Below are 13,931 nucleotides of genomic sequence, written 5' to 3'. Positions count from 1 at the left end.
ACGTGGCCGATTGTACCAACGTTTACGTGCGGTTTTACGCGTTCAAACTTTTCTTTTGCCATCTTAAAAAATTCCTATAAAGAAATTAACGCCTGACCCACTATTGGGCCAGACAAGCTAAATCATATAACAGCGCGAGCTGCAATTATTGCATCTGCAACGTTTTTAGCGGCTTCTGCATACTTCAAAAACTCCATAGAGTAAGATGCACGGCCTTGTGTTGCAGATCGCAGATCAGTTGCATAACCAAACATTTCAGAAAGTGGTACTTGCGCATTAACTTGCTTAAGACCACCGAATGCTTCTTCCATGCCTTCGATCATGCCGCGGCGACGGTTTAAGTCACCAACTACATCACCCATGTTTTCTTCAGGAGTGATAACTTCAACCTTCATTACTGGTTCTAGAAGAGCTGGGTTTGCTTCAAGCGCACCTTTCTTCATCGCCATTGAACCTGCAATCTTAAATGCCATTTCATTCGAGTCTACATCATGGAATGAACCATCGTATAGAGTCGCTTTAACGCCAAGTAATGGGTAGCCTGCAAGCACACCTTGAGACATTTGCTCTTGGATGCCTTTGTCTACCGCAGGGATGTATTCTTTAGGAACGGCACCACCAACGATTTCGTTAACGAACTCGTAAGTTGGCGCTTCATCATCCGAAATATCCATCGGTTCAAGTTTAAGCCAGACGTGACCATATTGACCACGACCACCTGATTGACGTACAAACTTCCCTTCAACTTCAACAGCTGAACGGATAGCTTCACGGTATGCTACCTGCGGCTTACCAACGTTACATTCAACACTGAATTCACGTTTCATACGGTCGACAATGATATCAAGGTGAAGTTCACCCATACCAGAAATAATAGTCTGGCCTGATTCTTCGTCAGTTTGTACTCTGAAAGATGGATCTTCTGCCGCTAGTTTACCTAACGCGATTCCCATCTTATCTTGGTCAGCTACTGTGCGAGGCTCAACCGCAACAGAGATAACTGGCTCTGGGAACTCCATACGCTCAAGCGTAATGATTGAGTTCGGATCACACAGTGTTTCACCTGTTGTTACGTCTTTAAGACCAATAGCCGCAGCGATGTCGCCTGCATAGACTACTTTGATCTCTTCACGTGAGTTTGAATGCATCTGAACGATACGACCAAGTCGCTCACGCTTACTTTTAACTGGATTGTATACCGCATCACCCTGTTTAACACTACCAGAGTAAACACGGAAGAAGGTCAAGGTGCCAACGAACGGGTCTGTCGCAATCTTAAAAGCAAGTGCGGCAAACGGTGCGTTGTCATCAGCAGGACGTTCTTCCTCAGTACCATCTTCAACGATACCTTGGATTTGTTTCACTTGTGTTGGCGCAGGCATATATTCGATAACAGCATCAAGCACAGCTTGAACACCCTTATTCTTAAATGCACTACCACACGTCATTGGAACAATTTCGTTTGCTAATGTACGCTGACGTAAAGCTGCTTTAATTTCAGCTTCGGTCAGGTCTTCACCTTCTAGATATTTGTCCATTAGTTCTTCTGATGCTTCAGCAGCGCTCTCAACCATGTGAGAACGCCATTCTTCTGCAAGCTCCAGAAGCTCTGCCGGAATGTCCTCATAAGTGAAAGTCATGCCTTGATCTTCGGCATTCCAGTTAATGGCTTTCATCTTAATAAGGTCAATAACACCTTTAAAGTCGTCTTCAGCACCAATTGGTAGCTGAATTGGAACAGGCGTTGCTCCAAGACGAGATTTCACCTGGTCCACAACTGTTAAGAAGTCAGCGCCAGTGCGATCCATTTTGTTTACGAAGATCATGCGAGGAACTTCGTATTTGTTCGCTTGACGCCAAACAGTCTCAGTTTGTGGCTGTACACCAGATGAAGCACAAAGAACAACTACCGCACCATCTAGTACGCGTAAAGAACGCTCTACTTCGATAGTGAAATCTACGTGTCCTGGTGTATCAATAATATTGATGCGATGGTCGTCAAATTGAGCGTCCATCCCTTTCCAGAAACACGTTGTTGCAGCAGAAGTGATTGTGATACCACGCTCTTGTTCCTGCTCCATCCAATCCATAGTCGCAGCACCATCATGTACTTCACCGATCTTATGAGAAAGACCCGTGTAGAACAGAACACGTTCTGTTGTGGTGGTTTTACCTGCATCTACGTGAGCGCAAATACCGATATTGCGATAGCGCTCAAGTGGAGTTGTACGTGCCATATGATCCTCTTAAAGGTTAAGGGCAGATTACCAACGGTAATGAGCGAATGCTTTATTCGCTTCAGCCATACGGTGAACGTCTTCACGTTTCTTAACCGCAGTGCCTTTGTTGTCAGCAGCGTCAACGATTTCTTGAGCTAAACGTAAGCCCATAGATTTTTCGCCACGCTTACGTGCAGCGTCTACTAACCAACGCATACCTAATGCGTTGCGACGTACTGGACGTACTTCAACTGGTACTTGGTACGTTGAACCACCAACACGGCGAGATTTAACCTCTACCTGTGGGCGAACGTTGTCAAGTGCAGCTTCAAAGATTTCAAGGTGCGACTTGCCTGATTTCTCAGCAGCCACGTCTAACGCACCATAAACGATTTTTTCAGCAGTAGATTTCTTGCCGTCTAACATTACTACGTTAACGAATTTAGCAAGAAGTTCCGATCCGAACTTAGGATCTGGAAGAATTTTACGTTGACCTATTACGCGTCTTCTAGGCATTTTGTATCTCCGGTATCTTCAGGTTTGCTCTTTTAGAGTCAATACCCAAAACAATTAATTTAAAAATTTAGTGCTTGGCCTTACTAACGGAGAACCATTAGCCCTTAGGGCGTTTAGCACCGTATTTAGAACGAGCTTGACGACGGTCATTAACGCCGGCACAGTCAAGTGCACCACGTACAGTGTGGAAACGCACACCTGGTAAGTCTTTAACACGACCACCACGGATAAGGATTACACTGTGCTCTTGTAAGTTGTGGCCTTCACCACCAATGTAAGATGTTACTTCGAAACCGTTAGTTAAGCGAACACGCGCTACTTTACGTAATGCAGAGTTTGGTTTCTTAGGTGTAGTTGTATATACACGAGTACATACACCACGCTTTTGCGGACAAGCTTTAAGTGCAGCTGAGTTACTTTTAGTAACTTTGCTACGACGTGGCTTACGCACTAGCTGGTTAATAGTTGCCATTTAAATAGCTCCTGAAATTAAAATTACTACTGAAAAAATAAAAAATCCGCCCTGTTTACATGCTCGTTACAAAACGTGCAGGCAAATGGGTGGCGGAATTTTAATGAGCAAAGTTTAACCTGTCAACCTTAACTCATCGTAAGGCAGAAGATAACTGCCTTACGATTTCTTAATCTATTGATTAAGTTGAGATTATTGGTTTCCAGAGATATCTGCGTTTAGTGCGTCAGTTAGTGCTTGAGTTGCCTCTTCAGCGCTTACTGTTTGCTCTTCAACGATTTCACCTTGCTTGCGACGGTTTAAACGGTCTTGGTGATACGCAAAGCCTGTACCAGCTGGGATCAGACGACCCACGATTACGTTTTCTTTCAGACCACGAAGCTCATCGCTCTTACCATTTACAGCGGCTTCAGTTAGGACACGAGTTGTCTCCTGGAACGATGCTGCAGAAATGAAAGATTCTGTTGCAAGTGACGCTTTAGTGATACCCATTAACTGGATTTCAAACTTCGCTGGGATCTTGCCTTGTTTCTCAAGTTCACGGTTAGAAATATTAACGCGTGCTACTTCAACTTGTTCACCGGCTAAGAACTCAGTGTCACCGCCGTCAAGGATGATACATTTACGTAGCATCTGACGAATAATTGTCTCAATGTGCTTGTCATTGATCTTAACGCCTTGCAAGCGGTAAACCTCTTGCACTTCGTTAACGATGTAGTTAGCTACATGAGTTACACCACGTAGGCGTAAGATGTCATGTGGTGACTCAGGACCATCGGCGATAACCTCACCTTTAGACACTTGCTCACCCTCGAACACGTTAAGTTGACGCCATTTAGGGATCATTTCTTCGTATGCGTCACCCTCAGCTGGAGTGATTACAAGACGCTTCTTACCTTTAGTTTCTTTACCGAAGCTGATAGTACCTGTGATTTCTGCAAGGATTGCAGGATCTTTCGGCTTACGTGCTTCGAATAAGTCAGCTACGCGAGGTAGACCACCCGTGATATCACGAGTCTTCGAACCTTCTTGCGGAATACGTGCAAGTACGTCACCTGGGTTTGCAGTTGCACCGTCTGTTACTTCAATCGTTGTGAATGAAGGAAGACGTGTTTCTTGCAGACCACGCTCATCGCTTTCGATGATTAGTTTAGGTTCTTTCGCATTCGCTTTACCTAAGTCTTTAACAACCACACGTGTTAAACCAGTTAACTCGTCTGTTTGTGCTTCGGTATTTGAGTCATCAACGTCGCTGAACGAGATTTTTGACTTGTGCTCAAGAACGATTGGGTGACTATGCGGGTCCCAAGTAGCAACGATGTCGTTACCTTGAACTTCTGCATTATCTTGTACTGCTAACACCGCACCGTAAGGTACTTTATAACGCTCTTTCTCACGACCAAAACTATCGATGATAGTGATCTCTGTTGAACGAGACGTGATAACAATCTTACCGTCTGTGTTTAATACGTACTTCGCATTGTGTAACTTCAATGTACCGTTAGTTTTAACTTGTACACTGTTTTCAGCAGACGCTCGAGATGCCGCACCACCGATGTGGAAGGTACGCATCGTAAGCTGTGTACCCGGCTCACCGATTGATTGTGCCGCGATAACACCTACTGACTCACCTGGATTGATGATGTGGCCACGCGCAAGGTCACGACCGTAACACTTAGCACATACACCAAAGTCATTATCACAAGTGATTACTGAACGAACGCGTACTTCATCCACTGAGTGCTCTTCTAAAAGGTCACACAGTTTTTCGTCAAGCATAACGTTACGCTTAACAAGTACTTCGTTAGTATTTGGAATTAATACATCTTCAGCAACAACACGACCTAATACACGTTCACGAAGTGCTTCTACAACGTCACCACCTTCGATAAGCGGTTTCATTGTTAAGCCATCTTCTGTGCCACAGTCGTCTTCGTTGATTACTAAGTCTTGTGCAACGTCTACTAGACGACGCGTTAAGTAACCCGAGTTTGCTGTTTTAAGTGCTGTATCGGCAAGACCTTTACGCGCACCGTGCGTTGAGATGAAGTACTGTAGTACGTTTAGACCTTCACGGAAGTTCGCCGTGATTGGTGTCTCGATGATTGAACCATCTGGACGTGCCATTAGACCACGCATACCCGCTAACTGACGGATCTGAGCGGCGCTACCACGTGCACCTGAGTCTGCCATCATAAACACTGAGTTAAATGAAGATTGCTCTTCTTCTTCGCCTTTAGCGTTGATTACAGTGTCTTTTGATAAGTTCGCCATCATCTCACGTGATAAGTTTTCATTTACACGTGACCAGATATCGATAACTTTATTGTACTTTTCACCAGCCGTTACAAGACCTGATTGGAATTGTTGGTTGATTTCAGTTACTTCAGCTTCCGCTGATTCAATGATTTCTGCTTTAACCGGTGGGATAACTAGGTCATCGATACCGATTGAAACACCTGACTTCATTGCGTAGTGGAAACCTGTGTACATTACTTGGTCAGCAAAGATAACTGTATCTTTAAGACCTAGACGACGGTAACACTCGTTTAATAAGCCAGAAATTTGTTTCTTACCTAGGGCTTGGTTGATTAACTCAAACGGCATGCCTTTAGGTAGGATTAGTGAAAGAATTGCACGACCTACTGTTGTTTCAACAATAGATACTTGCTCAACTGCTTCACCTTCTTCATTGTTAACTGTTTCGCTAATACGTACTTTGATGCGCGCATGTAGCTCAGCATTACCACTGCGGTATGCTTTTTCAGCTTCTTTAGGATCTTTAAATACAGTACCTTCGCCTTTCGCATTGATGCGATCACGAGTCATGTAGTAAAGACCTAATACAACGTCCTGTGAAGGAACGATGATTGGCTCACCATTCGCTGGAGATAGGATGTTGTTTGTAGACATCATTAGAGCACGTGCTTCTAACTGTGCTTCAAGCGTTAACGGTACGTGTACCGCCATTTGGTCACCATCGAAGTCAGCGTTGTACGCCGCACAAACTAATGGGTGTAAATGAATCGCTTTACCTTCGATAAGCACAGGTTCGAACGCTTGGATACCCAAACGGTGAAGTGTTGGTGCACGGTTAAGTAATACTGGATGTTCACGAATTACTTCGTCTAATACATCCCATACTTCTGCCACTTCACGCTCAACCATCTTCTTAGCAGCTTTGATAGTCGTAGCCATGCCGCGACGCTCTAATTTGCCATAGATAAATGGTTTGAATAGCTCAAGTGCCATCTTCTTAGGAAGACCACACTGGTGTAGTTTAAGCGTAGGACCTACTGTGATTACAGAACGGCCAGAGTAATCTACACGTTTACCAAGTAAGTTCTGACGGAAACGACCTTGCTTACCTTTGATCATATCAGCAAGCGATTTAAGAGGACGTTTGTTAGAACCTGTAATCGCACGACCGCGACGACCGTTATCAAGTAGCGCATCTACCGCTTCTTGTAACATACGTTTTTCGTTGCGTACGATAATGTCTGGTGCTGCTAGATCTAATAGACGCTTAAGACGGTTATTACGGTTAATAACACGACGGTAAAGGTCATTCAGATCAGAAGTCGCAAAACGACCACCGTCTAGTGGTACTAATGGACGTAGATCAGGCGGAAGTACTGGAAGTACTGTCATGATCATCCACTCAGGGTTGTTACCTGATTGGTGGAAAGATTCCATTAATTTAAGACGTTTAGTGATCTTCTTACGCTTAGTTTCAGAGTTAATTGTTGGTAACTCTTCACGCATTTCAGCAATTAATTGGCCAAGATCAAGTTCACGAAGCAAGTCTAATACTGCTTCTGCACCCATCTTCGCTTCAAACTCATCACCATGCTCTTCTAGTGCATCTAGGTACTCTTCTTCACCTAAAAGCTGACCACGCTCAAGCGTTGTCATACCAGGCTCAGTTACTACGAATGATTCGAAGTAAAGTACGCGCTCGATGTCACGAAGTGTCATGTCTAGCATTAAGCCGATACGTGACGGTAATGATTTTAAGAACCAAATGTGCGCAACTGGGCTCGCAAGCTCAATGTGGCCCATACGGTCACGACGCACTTTAGTAAGCGTTACTTCAACGCCACACTTTTCACAAATAACACCACGGTGCTTAAGGCGCTTATATTTACCACATAAACACTCATAATCTTTCACTGGGCCGAAAATACGGGCACAGAATAAGCCGTCGCGCTCAGGCTTGAAAGTACGGTAGTTGATTGTCTCAGGTTTCTTTACTTCACCGTATGACCATGAACGAACCATATCTGGCGAAGCAAGACCAATGCGAATTGCATCGAATTCTTCGGTCTTATTTTGTTGCTTCAGAAACTTAAGTAAGTCTTTCACCTTAGCTCTCCTGTCGGAGGTTAATCTTGAGGGCGAACCAATCGCCCCTACATTCTATTCGGCCTAACAGGTGCGGCTTACGCCGCACCTAAATGGCTTAATTTTCTTCCAACTCGATGTTGATACCCAGTGAGCGGATTTCTTTCAACAATACGTTGAACGATTCTGGCATACCTGGTTCCATCTTATGGTTACCATCTACGATGTTCTTATACATCTTAGTACGACCGTTCACGTCATCCGATTTCACTGTTAGCATTTCTTGTAGAGTATATGCAGCACCGTAAGCTTCTAGTGCCCACACCTCCATCTCACCGAAACGCTGGCCACCGAACTGAGCTTTACCACCCAGCGGCTGCTGAGTAACAAGGCTATAAGAACCAGTTGAACGTGCGTGCATCTTGTCATCAACCAAGTGGTTAAGTTTCAGCATGTACATGTAACCAACAGTTACTTGACGTTCGAACTGATCGCCAGTACGGCCATCATAAAGTGTAACTTGACCGCTTCTTGGATAACCACCAAGCTCTAGTAAGTCTTTGATTTCGCTTTCACGAGCACCATCAAAGGCTGGAGTTGCGATCGGTAAACCACCTTTCAAGTTATCAGCTAAGCGACGAACTTCATCATCAGAGAACGAGTCGATATCAACTTTCTGACGACAATCACCTAATTCGTAAACTTTCTTAACGAAGCTACGGATTTCGTGCAGTTCACGCTGCTCTTTCATCATTTCTTCTAAGCGCTCACCCACACCACGTGCAGCAAGACCCATGTGTGTTTCTAGGATCTGACCGATGTTCATACGTGATGGTACACCTAGCGGGTTCAGAACGATGTCTACCGTACGACCTTTGTCATCGTATGGCATATCTTCTACTGGTACGATAGTCGAGATAACACCTTTGTTACCGTGACGACCCGCCATCTTATCACCCGGTTGGATACGACGTTTAACAGCTAGGTATACTTTAACAATCTTAAGTACGCCTGGTGCTAAGTCATCACCTTGAGTGATCTTACGACGTTTGTTTTCAAACTTCTTATCGTATTCAGCTTTAAGCTCATCGTACTGGGCAGCTAGTTGCTCAAGTTCAGCTTGCTTGTCTTCTTCAGCAAGGCTTTGAGTAAGCAGCTTTTCAGCATTTAGTGATGCAATTGAATCTGCGTTCAGACCTGCATCAACAAGTAACTTACGAGCACGGTCTAATACACCTGCTTCTAAGATACGGAACTCTTCGTTGAAGTCTTTCTTCGCTTCGCGAAGCTGCATGTCTTCAACTTCTAACGCACGCTTATCTTTTTCAACACCATCACGGGTGAAAACTTGTACGTCGATTACAGTACCAGTTACAGAGTTTGGTACGCGTAAAGAGCTGTCTTTAACGTCTGACGCTTTCTCACCGAAGATAGCACGTAGTAGCTTTTCTTCTGGTGTTAATTGCGTTTCGCCTTTCGGAGTCACTTTACCTACTAGGATATCGCCGCCTTTAACTTCAGCACCGATATAAACAACGCCTGATTCATCAAGCTTGCCTAGTGCAGACTCACCTACGTTAGGGATATCTGCTGTGATCTCTTCAGGACCTAATTTAGTATCACGTGCGATACATTGTAGTTCTTGAATGTGGATAGTCGTTAGACGATCTTCTTGAACTACACGCTCAGATAGTAGGATTGAATCCTCGAAGTTATAACCATTCCATGGCATGAATGCCACGCGAAGGTTTTGACCAAGTGCTAAGTCGCCTAAGTCAGTCGAAGGACCATCTGCTAATACGTCACCACGTGTTACCGGCTCACCAACCATACAAGTTGGTTTTTGGTTAATACATGTATTTTGGTTTGAGCGAGTGTATTTAGTAAGGTTGTAAATATCGATGCCCGCTTCACCTGGAATACGCTCATCTTCATGTACATTTACAACGATGCGGCTTGCATCCGCATACATTACTTCACCACCACGCTTAGCAACGATAGTTACACCAGAATCTTTCGCTAGTGTAAGCTCGATACCTGTACCTACCAGCGGTTTGTCCGCGATAAGTGTTGGTACGGCTTGACGTTGCATGTTTGAACCCATCAATGCACGGTTAGCATCATCGTGTTCTAGGAACGGGATAAGTGCTGCCGCTACAGAGATCACCTGTTGTGGTGATACATCCATATATTGCTGGTCCATTTTGCCCATAAAGGTTGATTCACCTTTGTGACGACATGGAATTAGTTCATCAACAAACTCATTGTTTTCGTTCAAGTTTGAGTTCGCCTGAGCGATAACAAACTGACCTTCTTCAATGGCTGATAAGTAATCTACTTCATCAGTAACTACACCGTTTACCACTTTACGGTAAGGTGTTTCTAAGAAACCATAGTCATTCGTACGTGCATACGTAGACAATGAGTTAATTAGACCGATGTTTGGACCCTCAGGCGTTTCGATTGGACATACACGACCATAGTGAGTTACGTGAACGTCTCGAACTTCGAAGCCAGCGCGTTCACGTGTTAAACCACCCGGGCCTAATGCAGAAATACGACGCTTGTGCGTTACTTCTGAAAGCGGGTTATTTTGGTCCATGAACTGTGATAACTGAGATGAACCAAAGAACTCTTTAACCGCAGCCGAAATAGGCTTAGCGTTAATAAGATCTTGTGGCATTACAGCGTCAAGGTCACCTAAGCTTAAACGCTCACGTACAGCACGCTCAACACGTACAAGACCAACGCGGAATTGGTTCTCAGCCATTTCGCCAACACTACGGATACGACGGTTGCCTAAGTGGTCGATATCATCAACATCGCCAACACCGTTACGAATAGCGATAAGCACTTTCATAACAGCTACGATGTCTTCTTTCGATAATGTGCCAGGGCCAGTATCTGAGTCATAACCTACACGGCTATTGAACTTCATACGACCAACTGTTGATAAATCGTAACGCTCGTCAGAGAAGAACAAGTTATCAAATAAGGCTTCAGCCGCGTCTTTCGTCGGTGGCTCGCCTGGGCGCATCATGCGATAAATTTCTACTAATGCTTCTAAACGGTTGCTTGTTGTGTCGATACGTATTGTATCTGACATGTAGGCGCCGCTGTCCACTTCGTTGATATATAGTGTATCAATCTTAGTGTGACCTGCTTTAACCAATTCAGCCATTAGCTCAAGTGATAGCTCGTCATTCGCGTTTGCGATGATCTCACCTGTTGACTCATCAACATAGTTTTTAGCTACAACACGACCAATGATGTACTCATGCGGTACTTCTAATTGGTTAATACCTTTTTTCTCGATGTTCTTGATGTGACGCGCAGTGATACGACGACCCGCTTCAACAAGGACTTCACCGTCTTCGCCTTTGATATCAAAAGCGGCAGTTTCACCACGTAAGCGTGCAGGAACAAGTTCCATAAGAACTTTACCGTCAGCAACTTCAAACGTAGTTGTATCGAAGAATATCTCTAGGATTTCATCCGTTGAGTACTCAAGTGCACGTAGGATGATTGACGCCGGTAATTTACGACGACGGTCAATACGTACATAAAGGTTATCTTTTGCATCAAACTCGAAGTCTAACCATGAACCACGGTAAGGAATTACACGCGCGTTATAAAGTACTTTACCTGACGAGTGAGTTTTACCGCGGTCGTTATCAAAGAATACACCAGGGCTACGGTGTAGCTGAGAAACGATAACACGCTCTGTACCATTGATAACAAAGGTACCGGTATCAGTCATGAGCGGAATTTCGCCCATGTAAACTTCTTGCTCTTTAATGTCTTTAACTGTGCCTGGTGCTTCTTTGTCCATCACCACAAGACGCAATTTTACGCGAAGTGGAGCAGAATAAGTCACACCGCGAATTTGACATTCTTTTACATCGAATACTGGCTCACCAATACGATAACTTACGTATTGAAGCTCAGAATTTCCCGAGTAGCTTTTGATAGGAAACACAGAACGGAAAGCAGCTTCCAAACCGTGATCGCCATCAGCGTCAGGGACTAAGAATTTTTTAAACGATTCTAACTGCGTCGACAGTAAGAAAGGTATATCCAAAACTTGTGGACGTTTACCAAAATCCTTACGGATACGTTTCTTTTCAGAATAAGAGTAAGCCATGGGGTTCCTCAGCTTGCTGATCTTTGACCCGACCTGTTCTTGTAAGAACAGACTTAACTGGCATCTAAGCCAAGATGTACAACATTAAATTGTTGTTCTATTTCGCTCTGACACTTTCAACACCAAAATAGGTAACAACTTGAAAGTAAAGAGAAAATTAGATTTTATTTGCGTTACAGGATTGCATCGCTCTATAGCGCAAAAAGGCCGGTGATTAAATAATCACCAGCCCTTGCCTGATTACTCAGGCAGCGAACCTAGCAAAAGCTAGATTACTTAACCTCAACTTCAGCACCAGCTTCAGTAAGGTCTTTTGCAAGTGCTTCAGCTTCTTCTTTAGATACACCTTCTTTGATAGGTGCAGGAGCAGCTTCAACAAGTGCTTTAGCTTCTTTAAGGCCAAGACCAGTAGCACCACGTACAGCTTTGATAGCTGCAACCTTGTTAGCGCCAGCGCCAGTAAGGATTACGTCGAACTCAGTCTTTTCTTCAGCTGCTTCAGCAGCAGGACCAGCAACAACAGCAGCTGCTGCAGTTACGCCGAATTTTTCTTCCATTGCTTCAACTAGAGCAACAACGTCCATTACTGACATTTCAGCAATAGCATCAAGGATTTGGTCTTTAGTTACAGACATTACAAATTTCCTAATTATTACGGACTAAATATAGCCCAAAAAAAATATTACACCGAAAGTGAACAAAAAAACAGCTTAAAATTAAGCAGCTTGCTCTTCTTTCTGTACACGTACTGCTTCAATTGTTTTACACAATTTACCTGCAGACGCTTCTTTCATAGCGCTCATTAAGCGTGCAACAGCTTCGTCGTAAGTAGGTAGAGTTGCTAGCATAGCCGCGTCTACTACGTTACCTTCAAATGCAGCCGTCTTAACTTCGAATTTCTCGTTCTTCTTCGCGAATTCTTTAAAAATACGCGCAGCAGCACCTGGGTGCTCTGAAGAGAAAGCGATTAAGCTTGGACCAACAAGTGAGTCAGAAAGGCACTCAAAATCTGTACCTTCAACAGCACGTTTAGCTAAAGTGTTACGAACAACTTTCATCCATACACCAGCTTCACGAGCTTCTTTACGAAGGGCAGTGATAGCACCAACTGTTACACCACGAGAATCTGCAACAACTGCAGAAAGAGCACCAGTGGCTGCTTCGTTGACTTCAGCAACAATTGCTTTTTTGCCTTGAAGATTTAAAGCCATGGGTGTTACTCCTGGTTTAATGGGTTGCCGAAATTGGCTTCCCTGTTCTACTCTTCCCCATCAAAGATGGAGATGCTTTTTACGGCGAGAGCCAGAAGATTAGGAAAAATCTATCTGGGGATTCACACCGTCTACGTAGGTAAAATATTAAGGCCGAAGCCGCCTACGGTCTTGGACGGAAGCCCAATTTATCGTTTTTACCCGAAGGCATTACGAAATTATGGACTTCAACCCGAATTCTTTACTTGTTTCGAAATTAACTTTCTCAACAAAATGGCGCAAAATTATAGTTCAAATTTCGCGCCATGTAAACTCTTAATTAAGCAACAACTGTGCTTAGAGAGTTTTGGTCAACAGCAACACCTGCGCCCATTGTTGTAGAGATAGTTACTTTCTTCACGTAAGTACCTTTTGCTTGAGAAGGTTTAGCCTTCTTAAGCGCAACAATAAGAGCTTCAAGGTTTTGTTGAAGTTGCTCAGCAGTGAAATCAACCTTACCGATAGTAGTATGGATGATACCGTTCTTGTCGTTACGGTAGCGAACTTGACCTGCTTTCGCGTTTTTAACTGCTTCTGCAACGTTAGGAGTTACAGTACCAGTTTTAGGGTTTGGCATTAGACCACGTGGACCTAAGATTTGACCTAGTTGACCAACAACACGCATAGCGTCTGGAGATGCAACAACAACGTCAAAGTTCATCTCGCCTTTCTTAACTTGTTCAGCAAGATCTTCCATGCCCACTAATTCAGCACCAGCTTCTTTCGCAGCATCTGCGTTAGCGCCTTGTGTGAATACAGCAACACGAACTTCACGACCAGTACCGTTAGGTAGTACAGTTGCACCACGAACGTTTTGGTCAGATTTACGAGCATCGATACCAAGGTTAACAGCAACGTCAACACTTTCTACGAATTTAGCTGTCGCTAACTCTTTTAAAAGAGCAACTGCTTCGTTGATTTCGTAATCTTTAGTTACATCCACTTTTTCGCGGATTGTACGCATACGTTTAGTTAATTTTGCCATT

At 44.0% G+C, this 13,931-nt stretch carries 8 protein-coding genes; all 8 read right to left on the bottom strand.

Annotated elements, in window-relative coordinates; all coding sequences use genetic code 11:
• Positions 1-122: 122 nt before the first annotated feature.
• Complete coding sequence (gene fusA / locus MTF66_RS37005; RefSeq protein ID WP_248530213.1) at positions 123-2,237, bottom strand: elongation factor G; 2,115 nt, start codon at positions 2,235-2,237, stop codon at positions 123-125.
• Positions 2,238-2,264: 27 nt separating this feature from the next.
• Entirely contained in the window at positions 2,265-2,735 is a 471-nt protein-coding gene (gene rpsG / locus MTF66_RS37000) for a 30S ribosomal protein S7 (RefSeq protein WP_036971557.1), read from the bottom strand.
• A 97-nt stretch (positions 2,736-2,832) separates the two neighbouring features.
• Positions 2,833-3,207: a 30S ribosomal protein S12 gene (gene rpsL / locus MTF66_RS36995; RefSeq protein WP_010367657.1), complete on the bottom strand. Its 375-nt coding sequence runs from the start codon at positions 3,205-3,207 to the stop codon at positions 2,833-2,835.
• 192 nt (positions 3,208-3,399) lie between these two features.
• Positions 3,400-7,572: a DNA-directed RNA polymerase subunit beta' gene (rpoC, locus tag MTF66_RS36990; RefSeq protein ID WP_248530212.1), complete on the bottom strand. Its 4,173-nt coding sequence runs from the start codon at positions 7,570-7,572 to the stop codon at positions 3,400-3,402.
• A 97-nt stretch (positions 7,573-7,669) separates the two neighbouring features.
• Positions 7,670-11,695, bottom strand: a complete 4,026-nt coding sequence (rpoB, locus tag MTF66_RS36985) for a DNA-directed RNA polymerase subunit beta (RefSeq protein ID WP_248530211.1) — start codon at positions 11,693-11,695, stop codon at positions 7,670-7,672.
• Positions 11,696-11,967: 272 nt separating this feature from the next.
• Positions 11,968-12,330 carry a 50S ribosomal protein L7/L12 gene (rplL, locus tag MTF66_RS36980; protein ID WP_054554830.1) on the bottom strand — a complete coding sequence of 121 codons (363 nt, stop codon included), beginning with the start codon at positions 12,328-12,330 and terminating at the stop codon, positions 11,968-11,970.
• 81 nt (positions 12,331-12,411) lie between these two features.
• A complete protein-coding gene (gene rplJ / locus MTF66_RS36975) occupies positions 12,412-12,906 on the bottom strand; it encodes a 50S ribosomal protein L10 (RefSeq protein WP_175080873.1) in 495 nt (164 codons plus the stop codon).
• Between the two features lie 319 nt (positions 12,907-13,225).
• Complete coding sequence (gene rplA, locus MTF66_RS36970; protein ID WP_054564002.1) at positions 13,226-13,930, bottom strand: 50S ribosomal protein L1; 705 nt, start codon at positions 13,928-13,930, stop codon at positions 13,226-13,228.
• Position 13,931 lies beyond the last annotated feature (1 nt).

This window comes from Pseudoalteromonas sp. 2CM39R (assembly GCF_023161845.1).
The sequence above is the reverse complement of the archived record's forward strand: the minus strand, read 5'-3'. Positions and strand labels throughout refer to the sequence as shown.

Bases quoted from the DNA above. Each gene is read 5' to 3' on its own strand.
- fusA (WP_248530213.1), bottom strand. From the start codon at position 2,237: ATGGCACGTACAACTCCACTTGAGCGCTATCGCAATATCGGTATTTGC.
- rpsG (WP_036971557.1), bottom strand. From the start codon at position 2,735: ATGCCTAGAAGACGCGTAATAGGTCAACGTAAAATTCTTCCAGATCCT.
- rpsL (WP_010367657.1), bottom strand. From the start codon at position 3,207: ATGGCAACTATTAACCAGCTAGTGCGTAAGCCACGTCGTAGCAAAGTT.
- rpoB (WP_248530211.1), bottom strand. From the start codon at position 11,695: ATGGCTTACTCTTATTCTGAAAAGAAACGTATCCGTAAGGATTTTGGT.
- rplL (WP_054554830.1), bottom strand. From the start codon at position 12,330: ATGTCTGTAACTAAAGACCAAATCCTTGATGCTATTGCTGAAATGTCA.
- rplJ (WP_175080873.1), bottom strand. From the start codon at position 12,906: ATGGCTTTAAATCTTCAAGGCAAAAAAGCAATTGTTGCTGAAGTCAAC.
- rplA (WP_054564002.1), bottom strand. From the start codon at position 13,930: ATGGCAAAATTAACTAAACGTATGCGTACAATCCGCGAAAAAGTGGAT.